We start from the raw sequence: 23,114 nt of genomic DNA, 5'->3' as shown, positions 1-23,114 counted from the left end.
ATTAAGTAAGTTTCTTGTGGCATAGCTCCTGCAAAACTGACGGATACAAGTCATGCTCCATTTCCTGAATCCTTTTTTGAAGGATGTCTTTCGTATCCCCCTCAAGAATTGGCACTGCCTTTTGGGCAATGACCGGTCCTGTGTCCATTCCATCATCGACATAATGAACCGTTACCCCCGTTTCCTTCACTCCGGCGTCAAAAGCCTGGCCAATTGCATCCTTGCCTGGAAAACTAGGCAGAAGTGAAGGGTGGATGTTCACAATCCTTTGTGAATACTTTTGTAATAAAGTCGGACCGATCAAACGCATATACCCAGCCAGAATGATAAATTCTATCTCATACTGGCGAAGTTTTTCGAGGATTTCCGATTCATACTCAGTCTTGTTCGAGTAATTCTTCGCTGAAAAGGAGAAAGAATCAATATTCTCAAGCTTAGCTCTCTCAAGCACATATGCGTCTTCACGATCGCAAACGACAAGACAGATTTCCGCCTCTAACTTTCCACTTTTTATTGCTTCAGCAATTGATTGAAAATTACTACCGTTACCTGATGCAAAGACAGCAAGGCGTTTCATTATTTGAACGACACTCCATTTCCGTCCACAACCGTTCCAATAACTGAGGCTTCTTCACCGCAAGAACGTAGATGGGCTAGCACATCTGATGCCACTTCTTTTTTCACGACGGCCGTCATTCCAATTCCCATATTGAAAATATTGAACATTTCCTCTTTTACAAGGTTCCCTTTTTCTTCAAGGAATGAGAATATAGTTGGAATTTCCCAGCTTCCGAGCTCGATTTCAACACCGCATCCTTCAGGAAGTATACGCGGAATATTCTCGATGAATCCCCCACCAGTGATATGCGCAAGACCATTAACCTCAAATTTTTCCAACGTAGATAAAACGGACTTCACATAGATTTTTGTTGGTTTTAATAATTCCTCTCCCAACTTGCAATCCAGTTCCGGTACGAAGTCATGAAGCCCCATACCTGAGTCTTCAAGGAGGATTTTACGAACAAGGGAATACCCATTACTATGGATGCCGCTTGAAGCGAGTCCAATGACGACATCGCCCGCCGAGATTGCTTCACCAGTAATTAGACGTGATTTTTCAACGGCACCTACAGTAAAACCTGCAACATCGTATTCTTCCGTCTCGTACATGCCAGGCATTTCAGCCGTTTCTCCGCCGATTAAAGCACAGCCCGCCTGCTCACAGCCATCTGCAATTCCTTTGACGATCATTTCAATTCGTTCAGGATCTGCTTTACCGCAGGCAATATAATCTAAAAAGTATAAAGGTGCAGCACCTTGAACGACAACATCATTGACGCACATAGCTACACAATCCACTCCAATTGTATCGTGTTTATCCATCATGAACGCCAACAAAAGTTTTGTACCCACTCCATCCGTACCTGAAATGAGCACAGGTTCTTTAAGGTTCAAGGAAGATAAATCAAACATGCCGCCAAAACCGCCCAGACCATTCATAACTTCTGGACGAAATGTGCGCTTTACATGTTTTTTCATTCGATTTACCGCTTCATAACCAGCCTCAATATCCACACCAGCCTGTTTATATGCATTAGCCATTTGAAATCCTCCTCCGAAAATCAATCATCATTGCCGACTTGATTAACATTTTGTTTTTTCTCGTTCGTATTCAAAAATTTCAGTCGGATAATTTCCGGTGAAACAAGCTAGGCATGAACCGCGCGTTTCTCCAGGAAACGGTCGTCCAATTGCTTCGACCATACCTTCGACACTTAAAAAAGTTAAGGAATCGGCACCGATGATTTCCCTAATTTCCTCCACCGATTTAGAGCTCGCAATCAGTTCTTCCTTTTTAGACGTGTCTATGCCATAAAAACATGGATTCTTGATCGGTGGTGAGCTGATTACTACATGCACTTCTTTCGCTCCAGCATCTTTTAACATGCGGACAATCCTTCTGCTCGTTGTCCCACGGACGATTGAATCATCAACCATTATGACCCGCTTACCTTCCACTACCCCTCTTACAGGTGATAGTTTCATCTTCACGCCTTGTTCACGCAGGCTTTGTGATGGCTGAATGAACGTCCGTCCAACATACCGATTTTTTATTAAACCCATTTCATAAGGAATGCCAGCAGCTTCAGCATAGCCAATCGCTGCCGAAATGCTGGAATCAGGTACACCTGTAACTACATCGGCTTCAATTTTGGTTTCCAGTGCCATTTGCTTGCCAAGGTTTTTTCGTGCCGTATGAACATTGATACCATCAATGTTGCTATCCGGACGGGAAAAATACACGTACTCCATCGTACACATTGCCTGTTGACTGGAAAGCGAAAAATACTCGGATGTGATTCCCTCATCATTAATGACAACGAGTTCACCCGGCTCAATATCGCGGATGAATTCTGCACCTACAATATCAAGTGCACATGTTTCTGATGCAGCGAAATATGCATCGCCTATTTTCCCCAAGGAAAGTGGGCGGAAGCCATGCGGATCTCTTGCCATGATCATTTGGTTTTCGGTCATGATGACAAAGGCATAGGCTCCCTTCAGCATGCTTAAACTGTTCTTCACGGAGTCTCTTACATCCGAGTAGCCGGAGCGTTTAATCAGATGTGCCAGAACTTCCGTATCAGATGTCGTTTGAAAAATGCTTCCCTGACCTTCAAGCTGAGCTTTTAACTGATGGGCATTGACGATATTCCCATTATGGGCAAGTGCCAGCCCTCCTGTATGCGAATTGAACAGGAAAGGCTGAACATTTTGATACCCGCCGCCGCCTGCCGTTGTATAACGGACATGGCCGATTGCCGCTTTTCCGGAACCGGAAAGTGCCTGCATTTTTTCGGCAGTGAATATCTCCGTGACAAGCCCTTCGCCCTTAGAGATGGACATCTGCTCACCATCCGTCACGACGATGCCTGCTCCCTCTTGACCACGATGTTGCAAGCTATGCAAACCGTAGTAAGCAAGCTGTGCAGCATCGGGATGTCCCCAGACTCCTACAACACCACACTCTTCGTTTAGGCTTCTTATTTCAGCAAGCATGGTATGGCTCCCTTCCAAGCTGTTTGTAAATCTTCAACGTCCGCTTCCAATACTTTGCTATCATTGCTTGTCTCCACGACTAATTTATTATCAGCCGTTACTGAACCTATGCATATCGCATCTTCAACAAGTGCTTCAAATGCCGCTTGGTTTTCAGGTTTGATGGACAGTAAGAATCGTGATTGCGTTTCACTGAATAATTCGGATACCGGTTCGCCGGATATATTCACTTTTGCCCCAAGTTTGCTAGCCCCGAATAAAGATTCAGCTAAAGCCACTGCCAAACCGCCTTCCGAAAGGTCATGGGCTGAGGCAATAAGTCCTTTTTGGATTGCAGTTAGAATTTGCTGCTGACGTTTTTGTTCAATGGCCAAATCAAGTTCTGGAGCGCGTCCAAAGATTTTGCCCTCAAGCATTTTCTGTAATTCACTGCCTCCAAATTCAACTTTCGCTTCGCCGACCACATAAATCAAATCGGATTCATTTTTAAATGTTTGTGTAGTGATGTGCTGAAGGTCACTGACAAGACCAACCATCCCAACTACAGGTGTCGGATAAATCGCTTCACCATTCGTTTCATTGTAAAGGGAGACATTTCCGCCAATTACAGGAGTACTTAAGCTTCTGCAAGCTTCACTCATTCCGTCTGCCGCTTTTTCCAACTGCCAAAATATTTCAGGTTTTTCTGGATTCCCAAAATTCAAGCAATCCGTGATCGCCAAAGGCTCCGCACCCGAGCAAATGATGTTACGGGCAGCTTCAGCCACTGCGATTTTACCACCTGTTTCAGGATCTAGATAAATAAAGCGGGAGTTGCAATCCGTCGTCATGGCAAGGGCCTTATTCGTACCCCGTACACGCACTACCGCCGCATCCGATCCAGGTGAGACGACTGTATTCGTGCGGACCATGTAATCATATTGGTCGTAGACCCATTCCTTACTCGAAATTGTCGGTTGCTTCAATAGTGATACCAATGTTTCTTTATAATCTCCAATGACTGGCACTTCTGCCGTCATGCTTTGGAAGTCACGGAAATATTGAGGTTCTGCAGATGGCTTGTGATAAATTGGAGCTTCTTCAGCCAATGCATCAACCGGAACCTCGGCAACGATTTCACCTTGATGGGAAAGTGTTAGATTTTTGTCATCCGTTACTTCTCCAACAGCAACCGCTTCTAGGTCATATTTCGTAAACAAGTCGACGATTTCCTGTTCGCGTCCTTTTGTTACAACGATCAGCATCCGCTCTTGTGATTCAGAAAGCATCATTTCATATGCTGTCATTCCCGTTTCACGCTGCGGTACCAAATCAAGATTCATTTTTATTCCTGATCCAGCTTTACTCGCCATCTCGGCAGATGAGCTTGTAAGACCCGCAGCTCCCATATCCTGAATACCAACAAGGGCATCATTTTGAATCAATTCAAGGCATGCCTCCAAAAGCAGCTTCTCCATGAATGGATCGCCTACTTGTACGGCAGGCCGTTTTTCTTCTGAAGACTCTGATAGCTCTTCAGATGCAAATGTTGCTCCATGGATTCCATCACGCCCAGTTTTGGCACCCACATACATCACTGTGTTGCCCACTCCATGCGCTTGGCCTTTTTTAATGTCCTTATGATCGATCAATCCTACACACATGGCATTGACTAAAGGATTCCCTTCATAAGATGGATCAAATTGAATTTCTCCGCCGACAGTTGGAATTCCGATACAATTCCCGTATCCTGCAATCCCGGCAACCACTTCTTTAAATAAATATTTCACGCGATCATTGTCTAACTCACCAAAGCGAAGCGAGTTCAACATCGCAATCGGACGGGCACCCATGGAGAAAACATCACGGATAATACCACCGACACCAGTAGCAGCACCTTGATAAGGTTCTATTGCCGAAGGGTGGTTGTGACTTTCAATTTTAAAAACGACAGCCTGATCATCACCGATATCAACGATACCTGCTCCTTCACCAGGACCTTGCAGCACTTTCTCCCCTGTAATCGGGAACTTCCTTAAGATGGGTTTCGAATTTTTGTAGGAACAATGCTCTGACCACATAACCGAAAACAATCCAGTTTCCGTATAATTCGGCAGTCTGCCTAAGATTTTCTCCACCATTGCAAATTCATCATCGGATAGTCCCATAGTTGCGTACAAACGATCCGATTTAATTTTTTCCGGACTTGGTTCAAGCTGTAATAACATGTGATTCCCTCCAGTTTTTTACGATGGATTGAAAAATCTTTAAGCCGTCTTTACTGCCAAGCAGCGAATCAACAGCACGTTCGGGATGAGGCATCATTCCGAGGACATTTCCTTGTTCATTTGTAATTCCCGCTATCTGTTCCAAGCTTCCGTTTGGATTTTCACCGTCATACGTGAACAAGATGCGGTTATTTCGTTTTAATTCAGCCAATGTCTCATTATCGCAGTAGTAATTCCCTTCACCATGGGCAACCGGGATCGTAATCGTTTCATTTAATTCATATCCTGTCGTGAACATCGATTGATTATTTTCAACCTTCAATCCTACATTGCGGCAAATGAATTTCAAAGCTTCATTACGGCGCATTGCTCCAGGTAAAAGTCCTGCTTCAAGTAAAATCTGAAAACCATTGCAGACACCCAAGACAGGCTTTCCTGCTTGTGCCGCTTTTACGACTTCGGCCATTACATTCGAAAATCGTGCAATTGCTCCAGAGCGTAAATAGTCTCCATAAGAGAAACCTCCTGGAAGGAGAATCCCATCATACTGATCTAGATTGTCTGTAGAGTGCCAAACATACTCCACTTCTTCCCCCAGTGCATCCTTTATCGCATGGTACATATCGACATCACAATTGGAACCAGGGAAAACTATGACAGCAAATTTCATTGGGTGATAACCTCCTCAACATCATAACGGTAAGCTTCAATTACCGTATTGGCCAATAGTTTTTCACACATTTCCTTCACAAGTTGATCTAAATCGCGATCCGTATCTTTAATTGTAAGTTCAATGTATTTCCCCACTCGAACATCACTGACTTCGTTATATGTCAAGCTATGAAGTGATTGTTGCACTGCTGCTCCCTGTGGATCTAGTACACTTTCGCGTAGTGTGATATATACCTTAACCTTATACATGTTGAGTGCCCTCCAACTTTGCTAGTATTTTTTCGTAAGCATCTGTTAAACTTCCTAAATTACGGCGGAATACATCTTTGTCTAACTTTTCGTTCGTGTTAATATCCCATAATCGGCAGGTATCAGGTGAAATTTCATCTGCCAGCAGAATGTCTCCATTCGGGGTTTTGCCGAACTCTAATTTAAAATCAATCAATTTAATGTCCAATTCTTTAAAGAAGGAAGTTAAGACGATACTGATTTCTTTTGCCTTTTCTTTTAAAATGGCAACATCTTCCTTGCTTGCAAGTTCCAATTCTTCAATATGGTCTTCCGTTAACAGTGGATCGCCGAGCTCGTCGTCTTTATAGTAAAACTCTATCAGCGTTTTCTTGAGCGGCTGGCCTTCCTCAATGCCAGTCCTTTTAGAAAAACTGCCGGCTGCCGTATTTCTGACAACTACTTCAAGCGGAATGATGGATACCCTCTTGACTAGCTGCTCCCGGTCGGAAAGCTTTTCAATAAAATGGGACGGGATATTTTCCTGGGCAAGCTTTGAAAATAGTAAGCTAGTAATCTGATTATTCAACTTACCTTTTCCGGCAATCTCTGATTTCTTCTCACCATTGAACGCTGTTGCCGAATCCTTGTATTCCACCCATACTATTTCACTGTTGTCCGTTGCAAAAATCTGTTTCGCTTTTCCTTCATACAACAATTCTCGTTTTTCCATCTGTACAGAACCCCCACATTGTGAATATTATGAATCTTCCTGCCATTGATCAGGCTTGGCAAACATATCACCGTTTAGAGGTGCCATGTTTGCCGCCTTCACTTTTATAAACCTAAACGATCAAAGATTACATCAACATTTTTCAGGTGATGTGTAGGATCGAAACAATCATCAAGTTCTTCTTTCGTAAGCAAGCTTGTGATTTTATCATCCTTTTCGATCAGGCTTCGGAATGGAACCTGAAGCTCCCATGCTTCCATCGCTTTCGGCTGAACCGTATCATAAGCTTCTTCACGGACAAGCCCTTTATCGATAAGGGAAAGCAGTACACGTTGTGAGAAAATCAATCCAAGCGTACGGTCCATATTGCGTTTCATATTTTCTGGATAAACGGTCAAGTTCTTCACTATGTTGCTGAAACGGTTCAGCATGTAGTTTAATGCGATCGTTGCATCCGGCAAGATGATGCGCTCAGCAGAAGAATGTGAAATGTCACGTTCATGCCATAATGGCACATTCTCATATGCTGTCATCATGTAACCGCGGATTACACGAGCCATACCCGTCATATTTTCAGAACCGATTGGATTCCGTTTATGAGGCATTGCCGAAGATCCTTTTTGTCCTTTTGCAAAGAATTCTTCCACTTCGCGTGTTTCACTTTTTTGCAAGCCGCGAATTTCCACTGCGAACTTTTCAATTGATGTCGCTATTAAAGCCAATGTGCTCATATAATGTGCGTGGCGATCGCGCTGCAATGTTTGTGTTGAAATTGGCGCTGCTTCAAGGCCAAGCTTTTCACAAACGAATTTTTCAACGAACGGGTCGATGTTTGCGTATGTTCCGACAGCCCCAGAGATTTTCCCAACCTCTATGTTCTTTCTAGCTTCTTCAAAACGTTCGACATTGCGTTTCATTTCTTGATACCAAAGAGCCAGTTTCAACCCAAAAGTGGTCGGCTCAGCATGAACTCCATGTGTACGCCCCATTTGAACCGTGTATTTATGTTCTTTCGCTTTATTTTTCAGGATCTCCACGAAGTTATTTAAATCCTTGGCAAGGATTTCATTCGCTTGCTTTATCACATATGAAAGAGCTGTATCCACTACATCAGTGGAAGTCAGTCCGTAATGGACCCATTTCCGTTCTTCGCCCAACGTTTCAGAAACCGCACGTGTAAAAGCAACAACATCGTGGCGTGTATCTTTTTCGATTTCATTGATACGGTCCACATCGAATGTTGCCTTTTCACGAAGAAGCTTCACATCTTCTTTTGGAATGACACCTAATTCAGACCATGCTTCACAAGCTAAGATTTCAACTTCCAACCACGCATTAAAGCGGTTCTTTTCTGTCCAAATGTTTCCCATCTCTGGGCGGGTATAACGTTCAATCATTTTACTTCCTCCGTTTCAACCTGTTGATTCCAAATTTTGCTTCGATCACTTTCCAAAAGAGCTTCCTCAATCGTTGGACGTAAAATATTCACATGACCCATTTTCCGCTTAATCTTGGCTTCTTTCTTACCGTAAAGGTGAACCTTCCAATCTGAAAGCGTAGGAATTTCATCCATTAAGGGCCCGATATGCTCTCCAAGGATGTTTATCATTACCACAGGCTTCAATAATGCCGTATTTCCGAGCGGCCAATTGCAGACAGCCCTTATATGCTGTTCGAACTGTGAAGTCTCACATGCCTCCATTGTATAATGCCCTGAGTTATGAGGTCTTGGCGCTAATTCATTAATGATGATCTCATCCTGAGCGGTTAAAAACATCTCGACTGCCAATGTCCCCACCAAATCAAGTTTCTCTGCAAGCTGCAAAGCTTCGTTAATAGCTTTCCATTCAGCTTGTTGACTAATACGGGCGGGAACAATACTTTTATGAAGAATGTTTTCAATATGAATGTTTTCCGCAATCGGAAAATGACTTGCCTCACCATTTGCCTTGCGCGTCACGATAATGGAGATTTCTTTTACGAAAGGAATCCAGGCTTCCAGCACACATTTACCTGTTTTGAGCAGGGATTCAGCCTTTTTGATATCGGCTTCTTCCTTAATGACCAACTGCCCTTTTCCATCATAACCGCCCCGCGTCGTTTTTAACACACTAGGGTACCCTAAATTCTCTATATGAAGGTAAATTTCTGAAATATCCTGTATTTCCCGATATGGAGCAACGGAAGCTCCTGCATCGGATATGGCTTTTTTCTCCGTCAATCTATCCTGTGTCAGCTTTAATAATTCTGAGCCCTGCGGAAGATATGCATGTTGCTTTAACCAATCCAGGGCTTCTGAACTGATATTCTCAAACTCGTACGTTATGACGTCACTGACCTCAGCTAATCTTTTCAATGCTTCGATATCATCATAAGCACCAGTGATTTCAATATCCGCCACTTGAGCACATGGACCTTCTGCAGTCGGCTCAAGGACCGCTATCTTAAAGCCCGATGCCTTAGCCGATAAGGCCATCATCCTGCCCAATTGCCCGCCGCCGATTATTCCAATGGTCTGTCCCGGTAAAATGACTGTATTATTTAAGTTGTTCACTGCTCTGTAACACCTTTTCTCTGGTTTCGTTTCGTAAAGCCTCTAACCTATCAGCAATGTCAGAATCAAAAGCTGCTAATATTTGAGCCGCAAACAAACCGGCATTGACTGCGCCCGCTTTTCCGATCGCAACCGTTGCAACCGGTACGCCACCAGGCATTTGAACAATCGATAATAACGAATCCATCCCATTTAATGCCTTCGACTGTATTGGCACGCCTATCACAGGGACAATCGTTTTAGCGGCGGTCATACCTGGAAGATGTGCAGCCCCGCCTGCTCCGGCAATAATCACTTTAATATCTCTCTCTTTTGCACTCTCTGCATATTCAAATAGTAAATCCGGCGTCCGGTGGGCGGAAACGACTCTTTTTTCATAGGGAATCTCAAGCTGTTCCAATGATTCACAAGCGTATTTCATCGTTTCCCAATCCGAGACACTTCCCATAATAACCCCAACTTGCGGTTTCATATCTTTCCCTCCAACACTCATATTATGGCGTCCCGAGTATGCAGACGGACGCTTATCATTATCTATAACATGTAAATAAAAAATCCGGACAGGTTGCTTCCTCATCGAGAAAGCAACCTGTCCGGAAAAGAAAGCCTTTTTGAAAAAGTGCAAAAAGACTTGGCTAGTTTCCGAAATAGTCAGATGCTTTTCTCATAGTCCGATGATTTACGGTCATCAGGTAGAAACTTTTGGGCCATATCCCCATGATTATATGAGATGTATTAATGTAACTTCATCTTACCTTCCGGCCATTTTAATGTCAAGTTAAAATCGAATATTTTTACACGATATTAATTAATCGTTCGTGTTTTACTCAATTAATTTTGCTTCGAATACAATTTTTCGATCAACTGGCACATATTGGACTTTGCCATTCTCCATTCTCTCGGCAAAGATAGGCTCCTCCGTTCGCCTTACAGGAAAATATCCTGCCGCTTTAATTCGATCTAAACACGCATCGATCGTCTCGCCCTCGATGACCTCAAACTTTTCCTTACTCTTTTTACTCACAATACCGATCCCTTCCATCATCTATTTTGCCTGTCTTCGTCCTTAGCATTCATCAACAATAAATTCTTCCTAGTATAATGAAAAGAACAAGTAAAGACAAGAATACATTTCTATAAAACCGATTTCATCATCATAATAGAAATTCCATAATGCCTCAGATAATGATATCCCTGTCTTCAGTTAAAGCCCTACGCACATAATTTATGCATCCCCTTCATTATCCTACCCTTCTCCCCTTCTGAATTACTATAGCCTGATTCATGAAATCAACCATTGCTCCATTATCGGTACATATCCGTATCTTGCTCTCATGAATTATTTCAATTCAAGTTTTAACGATAGGTCGAATTAAATAGGATAAAGGTGTATTTTTCCAATTTTGGTCGGAATTAATAGTCTCCTGGTTTAACCATTTCGTTTCAGGTCGACTAGATAAGTCTATAGGCCGAACAGGATGTTAATCTACCTCCCTTCTCCCTGAAAGATGAAAATATATCAATACAAAAAAAGACCAGCCAGGATGGCTGATCTTTTTAAATGGCTTGGCGGCGTCCTACTCTCACAGGGGGAAACCCCCAACTACCATCGGCGCTGAAGAGCTTAACTGCCGTGTTCGGAATGGGAACGGGTGTGACCTCTTCGCTATCGCCACCAAACATGTAAGGAACGTTGTTCCTTCAAAACTAGATAATAAGAAGGTATTTCATTTTTTAAAAAGCGTTGGTTAAGTCCTCGATCTATTAGTATCAGTCAGCTCCACATGTCACCATGCTTCCACCTCTGACCTATCAACCTGATCATCTTTCAGGGATCTTACTAGCTTGCGCCATGGGAAATCTCATCTTGAGGGGGGCTTCATGCTTAGATGCTTTCAGCACTTATCCCGTCCGCACGTAGCTACCCAGCTATGCCTTTGGCAAGACAACTGGTACACCAGCGGTGCGTCCATCCCGGTCCTCTCGTACTAAGGACAGCTCCTCTCAAATTTCCTGCGCCCGCGACGGATAGGGACCGAACTGTCTCACGACGTTCTGAACCCAGCTCGCGTACCGCTTTAATGGGCGAACAGCCCAACCCTTGGGACCGACTACAGCCCCAGGATGCGATGAGCCGACATCGAGGTGCCAAACCTCCCCGTCGATGTGGACTCTTGGGGGAGATAAGCCTGTTATCCCCGGGGTAGCTTTTATCCGTTGAGCGATGGCCCTTCCATGCGGAACCACCGGATCACTAAGCCCGACTTTCGTCCCTGCTCGACTTGTAGGTCTCGCAGTCAAGCTCCCTTGTGCCTTTACACTCTACGAATGATTTCCAACCATTCTGAGGGAACCTTTGGGCGCCTCCGTTACTCTTTAGGAGGCGACCGCCCCAGTCAAACTGCCCACCTGACACTGTCTCCCACCCCGATGAGGGGCGCGGGTTAGAATTTCAATACAGCCAGGGTAGTATCCCACCAACGCCTCCACCGAAGCTGGCGCTCCGGCTTCTCAGGCTCCTACCTATCCTGTACAAGCTGTACCAAAATTCAATATCAGGCTGCAGTAAAGCTCCACGGGGTCTTTCCGTCCTGTCGCGGGTAACCTGCATCTTCACAGGTACTATAATTTCACCGAGTCTCTCGTTGAGACAGTGCCCAGATCGTTACACCTTTCGTGCGGGTCGGAACTTACCCGACAAGGAATTTCGCTACCTTAGGACCGTTATAGTTACGGCCGCCGTTTACTGGGGCTTCGGTTCAAAGCTTCGCTTGCGCTAACCTCTCCCCTTAACCTTCCAGCACCGGGCAGGTGTCAGCCCCTATACTTCGCCTTGCGGCTTCGCAGAGACCTGTGTTTTTGCTAAACAGTCGCCTGGGCCTATTCACTGCGGCTTTTCTGGGCTATTCACCCTAAAAAGCACCCCTTCTCCCGAAGTTACGGGGTCATTTTGCCGAGTTCCTTAACGAGAGTTCTCTCGCACACCTTAGGATTCTCTCCTCGCCTACCTGTGTCGGTTTGCGGTACGGGCACCTTACATCTCACTAGAGGCTTTTCTTGGCAGCGTGGAATCAGGAACTTCGGTACTATATTTCCCTCGCCATCACAGCTCCGCCTTAATGGAAACGGGATTTGCCTCGTTTCCGGCCTAACTGCTTGGACGCGCATATCCAACAGCGCGCTTACCCTATCCTTCTGCGTCCCCCCATCGTTCAAACGATGTATAGGTGGTACAGGAATATCAACCTGTTGTCCATCGCCTACGCCTTTCGGCCTCGGCTTAGGTCCCGACTAACCCTGAGCGGACGAGCCTTCCTCAGGAAACCTTAGGCATTCGGTGGAAGGGATTCTCACCCTTCTTTCGCTACTCATACCGGCATTCTCACTTCTAAGCGCTCCACCAGTCCTTCCGGTCTGACTTCAACGCCCTTAGAACGCTCTCCTACCATCGACACCAATGGTGTCAATCCACAGCTTCGGTGATACGTTTAGCCCCGGTACATTTTCGGCGCGGAGTCACTCGACCAGTGAGCTATTACGCACTCTTTAAATGGTGGCTGCTTCTAAGCCAACATCCTGGTTGTCTAAGCAACTCCACATCCTTTTCCACTTAACGTATACTTTGGGACCTTAGCTGGTGGTCTGGGCTGTTTCCCTTTCGACTACGGATCTTATCACTCGCAGTCTGACTCCCAAGAATAAGTATTTGGCATTCGGAGTTTGACTGAATTCGGTAACCCGTTGGGGGCCCCTAGTCCAATCAGTGCTCTACCTCCAATACTCTCATCTTGAGGCTAGCCCTAAAGCTATTTCGGAGAGAACCAGCTATCTCCAGGTTCGATTGGAATTTCTCCGCTACCCACACCTCATCCCCGCACTTTTCAACGTGCGTGGGTTCGGGCCTCCATTCAGTGTTACCTGAACTTCACCCTGGACATGGGTAGATCACCTGGTTTCGGGTCTACGACCTCATACTCATTCGCCCTATTCAGACTCGCTTTCGCTGCGGCTCCGTCTCATCAACTTAACCTCGCATGAAATCGTAACTCGCCGGTTCATTCTACAAAAGGCACGCCATTACCCATTAACGGGCTTTGACTACTTGTAGGCACACGGTTTCAGGATCTATTTCACTCCCCTTCCGGGGTGCTTTTCACCTTTCCCTCACGGTACTGGTTCACTATCGGTCACTAGGGAGTATTTAGCCTTGGGAGATGGTCCTCCCTGCTTCCGACGGGATTTCTCGTGTCCCGCCGTACTCAGGATCCACTCAGGAGGGAACGAAGTTTCAACTACAGGGTTTTTACCTTCTTCGACGGACCTTTCCAGATCGCTTCGTTTACCCCGTTCCTTTGTAACTCCATGTTGAGTGTCCTACAACCCCAAGAGGCAAGCCTCTTGGTTTGGGCTAATTCCGTTTCGCTCGCCGCTACTCAGGAAATCGCGTTTGCTTTCTCTTCCTCCGGGTACTTAGATGTTTCAGTTCCCCGGGTCTGCCTTCAGTACCCTATGTATTCAGGTAAAGATACTGTTCCATTACGAACAGTGGGTTTCCCCATTCGGAAATCTCCGGATCAAAGCTTACTTACAGCTCCCCGAAGCATATCGGTGTTAGTCCCGTCCTTCATCGGCTCCTAGTGCCAAGGCATCCACCGTGCGCCCTTTCTAACTTAACCGTTAAAAAAGATCTTACAGATGCTTTGAAAAAAATTAATTGCCTTCTATCTATTATCTAGTTTTCAAGGAACAAAGCAGAAAGGATTTTCATCACATCGTGATGCATCTCTTTCCTATTTGAATGAATTACTCATTCAAAACTGAACAAAACAAAAGCGCACTCGTAATTATCCTTAGAAAGGAGGTGATCCAGCCGCACCTTCCGATACGGCTACCTTGTTACGACTTCACCCCAATCATCTGTCCCACCTTAGGCGGCTGGCTCCATGAAGGTTACCTCACCGACTTCGGGTGTTACAAACTCTCGTGGTGTGACGGGCGGTGTGTACAAGGCCCGGGAACGTATTCACCGCGGCATGCTGATCCGCGATTACTAGCGATTCCGGCTTCATGCAGGCGAGTTGCAGCCTGCAATCCGAACTGAGAATGGCTTTATGGGATTCGCTTACCTTCGCAGGTTTGCAGCCCTTTGTACCATCCATTGTAGCACGTGTGTAGCCCAGGTCATAAGGGGCATGATGATTTGACGTCATCCCCACCTTCCTCCGGTTTGTCACCGGCAGTCACCTTAGAGTGCCCAACTGAATGCTGGCAACTAAGATCAAGGGTTGCGCTCGTTGCGGGACTTAACCCAACATCTCACGACACGAGCTGACGACAACCATGCACCACCTGTCACTCTGTCCCCCGAAGGGGAAAGCCCTATCTCTAGGGTTATCAGAGGATGTCAAGACCTGGTAAGGTTCTTCGCGTTGCTTCGAATTAAACCACATGCTCCACCGCTTGTGCGGGCCCCCGTCAATTCCTTTGAGTTTCAGCCTTGCGGCCGTACTCCCCAGGCGGAGTGCTTAATGCGTTAGCTGCAGCACTAAAGGGCGGAAACCCTCTAACACTTAGCACTCATCGTTTACGGCGTGGACTACCAGGGTATCTAATCCTGTTTGCTCCCCACGCTTTCGCGCCTCAGTGTCAGTTACAGACCAGAAAGTCGCCTTCGCCACTGGTGTTCCTCCAAATCTCTACGCATTTCACCGCTACACTTGGAATTCCACTTTCCTCTTCTGCACTCAAGTCCCCCAGTTTCCAATGACCCTCCACGGTTGAGCCGTGGGCTTTCACATCAGACTTAAGGAACCACCTGCGCGCGCTTTACGCCCAATAATTCCGGACAACGCTTGCCACCTACGTATTACCGCGGCTGCTGGCACGTAGTTAGCCGTGGCTTTCTGGTTAGGTACCGTCAAGGTACCAGCAGTTACTCTGGTACTTGTTCTTCCCTAACAACAGAACTTTACGACCCGAAGGCCTTCTTCGTTCACGCGGCGTTGCTCCGTCAGACTTTCGTCCATTGCGGAAGATTCCCTACTGCTGCCTCCCGTAGGAGTCTGGGCCGTGTCTCAGTCCCAGTGTGGCCGATCACCCTCTCAGGTCGGCTACGCATCGTCGCCTTGGTGAGCCATTACCTCACCAACTAGCTAATGCGCCGCGGGCCCATCTATAAGTGACAGCGTAAACCGTCTTTCCATCTTCTCTCATGCGAGAAAAGAACGTATCCGGTATTAGCTCCGGTTTCCCGAAGTTATCCCAGTCTTATAGGCAGGTTGCCCACGTGTTACTCACCCGTCCGCCGCTAATCTCAGGGAGCAAGCTCCCATCGATTCGCTCGACTTGCATGTATTAGGCACGCCGCCAGCGTTCGTCCTGAGCCAGGATCAAACTCTCCGAAGAAATGTTTGACTTGCTCATTTGCTTTTTGATAGTGTGTGCTCACTTAAAATTTAACGTTGGCGCTTTGTTTTGTTCAGTTTTCAAAGAGCAATTTCACAATCGTTCTTTCGAACGGCTGTTTATTCATCATAACATCTTATTGATTAGTTGTCAACTTCTGCGAAGTTTTTAACTTATTTTAAATCGCTGTGTTTTTCAGCGACCATTTCATCTTATCATTTTCATAGTAAGAAGTCAATAGTTATTTCTTTCAGCAATCTGCCGAAAGTGATGAAGTTTTTCGTTTGTCTTAGTTGGTGCTTATTTATATTAATCCTTTCCCAATATAAAGTCAATACATTTCTTTGTTAAATGATTTAATCACTTGATAGGAATAAATGCACTCGTCGTCCCTTGGCTTCCGCTTAAAACATGCAAACGAACAAAATCATCGCTCCACCCTTTTCATTAAATCAAAGACCCATTTGTAACAATTCCCCTTCAACCTAATAATGCTTTAGGCAAAATCCCTAAAACCTGTAAGTAATAGGGATCGGCAATAACAAACTGGATGGACGTATAGTTAGATGTATAAATCGATAAAGAAAACTGATTGTTCCTTTCGAATGGATTGATTTAAAATATACCGCTAAATCACGGAATTCCATTGTCCAAATATTAAAAAATTTTTTTTACAATTTTACTTTCTTGTACTATAATAAATATATTTTAAAAATTTCAGGAGAGACTTTTAATCATTATAAAAATAGTTGGGAGAGGGATTTATAAATGATTAATAAAAACACATCTTTGAGGATGCAAAGTATCGTTTTTATTGGCTTTATGGGGGTAGGAAAGACGACGATCGGACAGAAAGTAGCAAGGAAATTATATAGGGACTTTATTGATATAGATCAAGAAATTGAAAAGGAATTCAATATGCCCACTACAGAAATATTCAAGAAGTTTGGCGAAAAAGTTTTTCGCGAAAAAGAAAAAAGTGTGATTGAAAGCTTCAGTCAACAACAATTGAAAATCATTTCAGTTGGTGGCGGGGCATTTTTACAAGAGGATATACGGAATATCTGTTTATCCAATTGCATTGTCTTTTATCTGGACTTATCTTGGGAATACTGGAAAGAGAGAATCGGCTTATTAATTGATAGTAGACCTGTTTTACAAAGTCGGTCCCTTGAGGAAATCGAAGAACTCTTTTACACCAGACAAGAAATATACTCCTATCATCATTCAAAAGTGAATACCAATGATCTTGATGTTGATGAAGTGGCAGACTTCATAGTCGATTCATTGAAAGTGGCCTGGGATATTTATGAACCGCTTAAGTAAGACCATCCTTTTTGTTATGTAATCAATGTTCCCAATAAAAGAATAATAGAAAAGATGAAAAGGGTACAGCGGTATGGATTCCTAGCCTCCTGTAAACTAATCACCTTTTTATTTTTCTTTTTTAGGAGGACTCTCTAATAATGAGTTCCGGATTCAATATGATTCGCTGTTGTTCACGTTCAATTTTCTCCATTTGCTGATACAGAAGATTCGCTGCCTCTTTTCCAATACGTCTAGGGAATGAGGAAATGGTCGTTAGCGGAGGATGATAGATTTCTGCGACTGGAACGTTATCGAACCCTACGATATCTATATCTTTTCCAGGTGTGTATCCTTTCATCATTAATCCTTGCATAACACCGAAGGCAATTAAGTCACTAAAGCAAAAAATCGCCGTAGGCGGATTAGGATTCTCCAGTACTTTCAATACAGCCTCCAGCCCTCCTTCCCGTGTAGGGGCACTATCTATCACCAACGATTCATCCACTTCCAATCCAGCTCTTGAAAGAGCTTCACGGTATCCCTCCATTCTCTCGATCCAAGTAGAAGATTCCTTGATGCCACCAAGGAGCGCAATTCTTTTATGCCCCTTTCCAAGGAGATGATCAATAGCGATCCTGGCTCCTTCTGGATAATCTATGCCTACATAGTCACTATTCACTCCAGGTAGTTCCCTAACAGCAAGGACCATAGGCGTGTCAATTTCATTTAACCGTTCAATTGTATCTTGTGAGCTTTCAGAGACAGGACAAAGAATCAGGCCTCCCACCCTATGCTCCATCATGGTCGAAAGGAGATGGTCTTGCTTGGCAACCGAGTCGAATGTAGTCCCCAGCAACACTGTATACCCGACCTCATCCAATGCATCGTGAACGCCTATCAGGAATTCTGAAAAAAAGGTATTTGATATGTCGGTAATGATGATTCCTACAGTATCGGAACTCCGCGACCTTAGGTTTGCTGCAATTCTATCGTAAACATAGCCCAATTCATGCATGGATTTTAATACCTTTTTTCGCGTCGCTTCCGATATTCGGGGGTTATTACGAACGATAAGGGAAGCAGTGGATGTAGATACCCCAGCATGTTTCGCTACCTCTTGCAGCGTGACCCGTCCTTTTTTGGATTGTTTCATAGTTCAATCACCATCTTGAATGTATTTTTGATGTACTTATTATTATCATGTTCTTACTATAATAATAATATAGTTACTGTCATTATTACACCCTTGCTTTTGGAACATGGTTATCTCATCGATTAATAATCCCTCCCATACATCTATATCCAATATTCATTATCCCCCAAAAAAACGCCACCCTAGTTATAGCAGATGGAGTTTTAATACTCCTTCAATATTTTAGCCATGGTTAAATATGGTCTGGTGCTGTGTTAATTTTTTATACCGGTAATAAACAAAAGCTGCAGCTAGGATTCCTATCGTTGCAATAAAGCAATCGAAAAGAAATATATGCGATATATCTCCACTCTTAGCGATCAAGCCCGTTGCAATTGGTAATATGACGCTCGCCAAACTGGATGCCGTCGCAACGATCCCCGTTACAGTTCCTTTTTTCCTCCAGAAGAGTTCAGTCATTATTGCAATGGTTAATTGAAATATCCCAGCTGTCGATGCTCCAAGGAAAAAGGAGCTAATACTTAAGACAATAGGTGAATGTATCGTTAATATGATGATTACCGTAAGAAAAGTAATCATTGGATAAAGCAATATCACCGTCACGGGCTTAATCCATTTGTTTAATAAGATGGATAATAGCAGGACGGAAATTAGAGATCCAACACTATAAAAGCTCAATAATTTAATTGCACCTGAAGATGACATCCCTGCAACTTCCTGGCCGAAACTCGGTAACCAGATTTGCGAAACTGTAAATAACGCAGTTGATGTAAACCCAATTATGATTAGCGCGACTCCTTCGCTCCAAAATTTAGGTTCAGTTATGAACCTGTTCATATGCAAACCCTCCTCATGACTGACAGCATCGGATTTGCTTTTTGGAAATGAAGCGGACAACATAAAAAACATATTCATGAAATAGATGACAGCCGGTAATAAAAATGAAAACCCATAAAATAATTGGTTCCTAGTAAGAAACAAGATGAGTAATGGCAGGATGGTTGCACCAAGTGAACCAAAAGCCTTGACCATAACACTGGCGGAACCAGCAGATTCAGGAAACATTTCAGTTAGCGCCGGATATGTACCAGCATCCATGGCTGAGTTGGATATTCCCGCAAGTAAAGCAAATACAAAGGCCATTTCATATGTGGGGGAAAATGGAATCCCAATTAAAAAAACTCCCATTATAACCGAAGAGACAATGACCAATGGCTTTCTTCCAAATTTATCAGATAATACTCCCGAGAGACCATAGGTGAGTAATCTACCTATTCCTATAGCTGCAATAAGATAACTGATGCCAGTAGAGTCCGTATCCCATTGTTCTGTTAAAGAGGGCATGTTTGAGGCGAGAATTATATTTACCATCCCCAGCAGAAAATAGTTAATATACATGCCAGATGCCGATTTAAAATACTGATTTTTCATTATTACACCCCTATAATAAATCACGTTGTGTTTCTCCCCTAGGACACTTTAATGCAAAATGTAATTACATTAGTGCCTCCCCTTTATGTTATCCATTTACATGAAAACCACTTTTCAAAAAAAAATGCTAAGAAAAACAAGGAATTTCACTCCCTGCATTTTCTTAGCTCCGAGGTTTCTGCACTCATTTGATGGTAATCATATAACGATGATGCACATCGATTATGACTAAACCTCTATTACGATAAAATGGAGAATAATCTCCAGAGTGGAATCATCTTATTCTGCAAACAATTGCTCTTTGATGTAATCAACAGGCATCTGTTGTCCTGTCCATAATTCAAAGGCCAATGCACCTTGCCAAAGCATCATCCCAAGGCCATTAATGGCTGTAGCACCGGCAGCCTCAGCTTGTTCCATAAGTTTAGATTTACGTGGGATGTATACAACATCGGTTACGATTAAATCAGGACGCAGCATTGATTCGTCTTGAATGACACTTAAGCCTTCAAGTGGTTTCATGCCAACGCCGGTTCCATTTGCCAAAATATCACTAGTTGCGATTTCAGCCTTTAATTGTTCAACATTTTCAAGAGGGTATACATTAGCTTTCACATTTAAGTGCTTCATATCTTCATTGATGATCCGTACATTCTCTACTGCTTGCGGGAAGAAAGCATCATCACGAGCAAAAATGCTGATTTCCGCCACACCTTCCAACGCAGATTGAATGGCAATTGGAGTAGCAGCCCCACCAGAACCGATAAGAGTCATTTTCTTGCCATTAATATCTATACCATGTTCTTTTAGGTTCCGAGTATATCCCATTCCATCGGTACTGTGCCCTACGAACTTTCCATCGACATTGACAACTGTATTAACGGCTCCTGAAAATTTAGCACTGTCTGCCAATTCATCAAGATACGGAAGGATTTTCATTTTATTAGGCATGGATACGTTAAATCCTTTCACATTTAATGCACGCATCCCTTTGACTGCATCTTCCAGCTGTTCATTTCCAACTTCAAATGCTAAATAGGCGCAATTCAAGCCTAATTTATCGAAAGCCAAATTATGCATTGCAGGTGATAAAGAATGGCCGATAGGTGTTGCCAGCAATCCTACTAATTCTGTTTTCCCATTAATCCGTCCTAAATTTTCCATGTTCTATTCCCCCTGATTTTTAAAACTTTATATAAACTCCTTCTTGGAAGGAATTATGAGTTAAATGTTTTGATCAATGATCTCCAATACATCTCTTAATTGAGCAACAGGAATTTGTCCTGGGGCAGATGCTTCTTTTCCGGCACCGAATGTACAAGCAGATCCAAACACCGCACCTGATAATCGACTGACCAGGCCTGTGCCCGACATTGACATCGTAATGAATGGACGATCGGCATACTTTGTTTTCATCGTGTAAGTTGCATCTAATAAAACGAGTAAGTCACCAACCGTCTGGGGCATTACAGCGATTTTTGGAATATGGGCGCCAAATTCCTGCATTTTACGCAATCGGTAAATGATTTCTTCTTTTGCTGGTGTCTTATCGAAATCATGGTTACACATTACTACGTATACGCCATTTTCTTCAGCTGCCTTTACAGTCTCTTTCACTGATGATTCTTCAAAAAATAATTCCACATCGACAAGATCAATATTCTTCGTTCCAATTGCTGCATGAAGAAGTTGGAAATAATATTCATCGCTGATTTCCTTGTTCCCGCCTTCTTTATGGCTTCTAAAAGTGAAAAGCAGCAAAGTATTGGGTACAGCACTTCTAAGTTTAGAAATCATATCCGAAACGGCTTCTAAGCTTTCGACTTGTTCATAGACATCTACTCGCCATTCAATGATATCCGGCTGTAGCGCATTTACCGTTTCAACTTCTTTAAGCAGTTCTTCTTCAGTTGTTCCCATCAGTGGAACGATGATCTTTGGTACCCCTTCTCCGATCGTTACGTCTTTGATCGTGATTGTTTTCATGGATGTTTCCCCCTTTTATCATTATCTTCAGTGGAGATTCATGCCCCGCTGATTTTTCGGCTAAAACCGTTTAATTGGAAACCTTAATTACCTTTTTGTATCGATAGGCAACGAATACGGCCAATAAAATACTTACTACCGCAATTGCCACATCAAACAAGAAGACCGCAGTTAAACCAGCACTCTTAGAAATGATACCTGTAACGAAAGGTATGATGATAAAGGCTGAACTAGCTGCAATGTTTACATACGAAGTAATCGTCCCTTTATTGGCAGGGAAGAACTCTGTTATTATTGTCATGGCCAATTGGAACACCCCTGCAGTTGAAAGCCCTATGAAGAAAGCACTCAAAACAGTTATAAATGGTTGTTGGATGTATAGGAGTGACAATAAAGATAATGCAGCAATGATCGGATAAATAATCATGACGGTAATGGGCTTAATGACTTTATTCAATAGGACTGCTAGTAATATGACAGAAACAAGGGAGCCAATGCTATAGTAACTAAGCAATTGAACAGCCTTAGCTTGGGTCAGCCCCAATACATCTTGTCCAAAGTTCGGGAGCCAGACTTGAACCAGCATGAATAAAGCAGTTGATGTGAAGCCTAATAGTATGATGGCAACCCCCTCCTGAGCAAACTTCGGTTTTGAGAGGAATTGGTGTTGAACCGGCACAGCTTGTTCATCATCTTGAGTCTGGATTTGAGCTTTATGATCCGGGAATGAAACCTTAAGCAGGAAAAATCCATTAACAAGATAAACAGCGGCCATTAAGAAGAATGTATATCCGTAAAACATATCTCTAGCCATAAAGAACGCCATGATAAATGGTAGAAGTGCGGCACCGACTGAAACGAATGCTTTTATTAATACAGTAGCGGAACCTGCTTTCTTTTGAAAAGCCTCAATTAGTGCTGGATACGTACCAGCATCCAAAAATGAGTTTGCAACACCAGCACACACAGCAAATATAAATGCCAATGTATAGTTAGGAGCCAAAGGTATACCTATGAGGAAGATCAGGTAGATAAAAGATGCTGAAACGACAAACGGCTTCCTTCCTAACTTATCCGACAGTCTACCTGCGAAAAACAAGGAAACTAACTTACCGATTCCTATTGCAGAGACCAAGTAACTTATCCCTGAGGCACTTGCATTTAATTGTTCGGATAAATTTTCCATATTTGACCCAATGATAATATTGATCATGCCTAAAATAAAATAGCTAATATATAAACCTGTGGCCATTTTTATAAATGGATTTTTCATGAAACACACCCCTATTAAAAAAGTTATCGAAATACAATTTGATTCTTAAGCCTTTCAGAAGTTTCCCCCTTGCCCCATACCATAAATTTAAGAAACAAGTTACG

The 23,114-nt window shown here is 43.6% G+C and carries 17 protein-coding genes, 3 rRNA genes and 1 riboswitch; of the genes, 1 reads left to right on the top strand and 19 read right to left on the bottom strand.

What is annotated here, in order from left to right; translation table 11 throughout:
• Position 1 precedes the first annotated feature (1 nt).
• From purN to QNH43_RS02000, 14 genes are all read right to left on the bottom strand, one after another.
• Positions 2-577 (bottom strand): phosphoribosylglycinamide formyltransferase, encoded by a 576-nt coding sequence (gene purN, locus QNH43_RS02065; protein ID WP_063595368.1) that lies wholly within the window; start codon positions 575-577, stop codon positions 2-4.
• Positions 577-1,602, bottom strand: a complete 1,026-nt coding sequence (purM, locus tag QNH43_RS02060) for a phosphoribosylformylglycinamidine cyclo-ligase (protein ID WP_098370360.1) — start codon at positions 1,600-1,602, stop codon at positions 577-579. Before purM ends, purN begins: the two co-directional genes overlap by 1 nt.
• A 42-nt stretch (positions 1,603-1,644) precedes the next feature.
• Positions 1,645-3,060, bottom strand: a complete 1,416-nt coding sequence (gene purF, locus QNH43_RS02055) for an amidophosphoribosyltransferase (RefSeq protein ID WP_076372696.1) — start codon at positions 3,058-3,060, stop codon at positions 1,645-1,647.
• The gene (gene purL / locus QNH43_RS02050) at positions 3,045-5,267 is read right to left on the bottom strand and encodes a phosphoribosylformylglycinamidine synthase subunit PurL (RefSeq protein WP_283916625.1); all 2,223 of its coding nucleotides are present in this window, start codon (positions 5,265-5,267) and stop codon (positions 3,045-3,047) included. The genes purF and purL overlap by 16 nt, the downstream gene beginning before the upstream one ends.
• Positions 5,251-5,937 (bottom strand): phosphoribosylformylglycinamidine synthase subunit PurQ, encoded by a 687-nt coding sequence (purQ, locus tag QNH43_RS02045; protein ID WP_283916624.1) that lies wholly within the window; start codon positions 5,935-5,937, stop codon positions 5,251-5,253. Before purQ ends, purL begins: the two co-directional genes overlap by 17 nt.
• Complete coding sequence (gene purS / locus QNH43_RS02040) at positions 5,934-6,188, bottom strand: phosphoribosylformylglycinamidine synthase subunit PurS (RefSeq protein ID WP_034306118.1); 255 nt, start codon at positions 6,186-6,188, stop codon at positions 5,934-5,936. The genes purQ and purS overlap by 4 nt, the downstream gene beginning before the upstream one ends.
• Entirely contained in the window at positions 6,181-6,900 is a 720-nt protein-coding gene (gene purC / locus QNH43_RS02035; RefSeq protein WP_283916623.1) for a phosphoribosylaminoimidazolesuccinocarboxamide synthase, read from the bottom strand. The genes purS and purC overlap by 8 nt, the downstream gene beginning before the upstream one ends.
• Before the next feature lie 104 nt (positions 6,901-7,004).
• Complete coding sequence (gene purB, locus QNH43_RS02030) at positions 7,005-8,297, bottom strand: adenylosuccinate lyase (RefSeq protein ID WP_076372692.1); 1,293 nt, start codon at positions 8,295-8,297, stop codon at positions 7,005-7,007.
• A complete protein-coding gene (purK, locus tag QNH43_RS02025; protein ID WP_283916622.1) occupies positions 8,294-9,454 on the bottom strand; it encodes a 5-(carboxyamino)imidazole ribonucleotide synthase in 1,161 nt (386 codons plus the stop codon). Before purK ends, purB begins: the two co-directional genes overlap by 4 nt.
• Positions 9,438-9,926, bottom strand: coding sequence for a 5-(carboxyamino)imidazole ribonucleotide mutase (purE, locus tag QNH43_RS02020; RefSeq protein ID WP_098370632.1), 489 nt, complete (start codon positions 9,924-9,926; stop codon positions 9,438-9,440). Before purE ends, purK begins: the two co-directional genes overlap by 17 nt.
• A 175-nt stretch (positions 9,927-10,101) precedes the next feature.
• A riboswitch (purine riboswitch) is annotated at positions 10,102-10,203 on the bottom strand.
• A 74-nt stretch (positions 10,204-10,277) separates the two neighbouring features.
• The gene (locus tag QNH43_RS02015) at positions 10,278-10,478 is read right to left on the bottom strand and encodes an NETI motif-containing protein (RefSeq protein ID WP_283916621.1); all 201 of its coding nucleotides are present in this window, start codon (positions 10,476-10,478) and stop codon (positions 10,278-10,280) included.
• 540 nt (positions 10,479-11,018) lie between these two features.
• A 5S ribosomal RNA gene (gene rrf, locus QNH43_RS02010) occupies positions 11,019-11,134 on the bottom strand.
• 64 nt (positions 11,135-11,198) lie between these two features.
• Positions 11,199-14,130, bottom strand: a 23S ribosomal RNA gene (locus QNH43_RS02005).
• A 178-nt stretch (positions 14,131-14,308) separates the two neighbouring features.
• Positions 14,309-15,859: ribosomal RNA gene (locus QNH43_RS02000) — 16S ribosomal RNA — on the bottom strand.
• Together the 16S, 23S and 5S rRNA genes form the textbook arrangement of a ribosomal RNA operon.
• Before the next feature lie 768 nt (positions 15,860-16,627).
• On the opposite strand from QNH43_RS02000, the gene QNH43_RS01995 reads away from it, so the two are divergent.
• Entirely contained in the window at positions 16,628-17,185 is a 558-nt protein-coding gene (locus QNH43_RS01995; protein ID WP_283916620.1) for a shikimate kinase, read from the top strand.
• Positions 17,186-17,306: 121 nt separating this feature from the next.
• Here QNH43_RS01995 and QNH43_RS01990 read toward each other — a convergent pair whose 3' ends face one another.
• The 5 genes from QNH43_RS01990 to QNH43_RS01970 all read right to left on the bottom strand — a co-directional run bounded on the left by QNH43_RS01990 (position 17,307) and on the right by QNH43_RS01970 (position 23,010).
• A complete protein-coding gene (locus tag QNH43_RS01990) occupies positions 17,307-18,320 on the bottom strand; it encodes a LacI family DNA-binding transcriptional regulator (protein WP_283916619.1) in 1,014 nt (337 codons plus the stop codon).
• 222 nt (positions 18,321-18,542) lie between these two features.
• Positions 18,543-19,751 carry an MFS transporter gene (locus QNH43_RS01985; RefSeq protein ID WP_283916618.1) on the bottom strand — a complete coding sequence of 403 codons (1,209 nt, stop codon included), beginning with the start codon at positions 19,749-19,751 and terminating at the stop codon, positions 18,543-18,545.
• Positions 19,752-20,030: 279 nt separating this feature from the next.
• Entirely contained in the window at positions 20,031-20,915 is an 885-nt protein-coding gene (locus QNH43_RS01980) for a quinate/shikimate dehydrogenase (RefSeq protein ID WP_283916617.1), read from the bottom strand.
• Positions 20,916-20,975: 60 nt separating this feature from the next.
• Entirely contained in the window at positions 20,976-21,737 is a 762-nt protein-coding gene (gene aroD / locus QNH43_RS01975; RefSeq protein ID WP_283916616.1) for a type I 3-dehydroquinate dehydratase, read from the bottom strand.
• 70 nt (positions 21,738-21,807) lie between these two features.
• Positions 21,808-23,010, bottom strand: a complete 1,203-nt coding sequence (locus QNH43_RS01970; protein ID WP_283916615.1) for an MFS transporter — start codon at positions 23,008-23,010, stop codon at positions 21,808-21,810.
• Positions 23,011-23,114: the final 104 nt, after the last annotated feature.

The sequence above is a fragment of the Peribacillus simplex genome, from assembly GCF_030123325.1.
In the GTDB taxonomy this organism is placed as follows: domain Bacteria; phylum Bacillota; class Bacilli; order Bacillales; family DSM-1321; genus Peribacillus; species Peribacillus simplex_D.
Note: the sequence above shows the minus strand (reverse complement) of the source record. Positions and strands in the feature narration are given on the sequence as shown.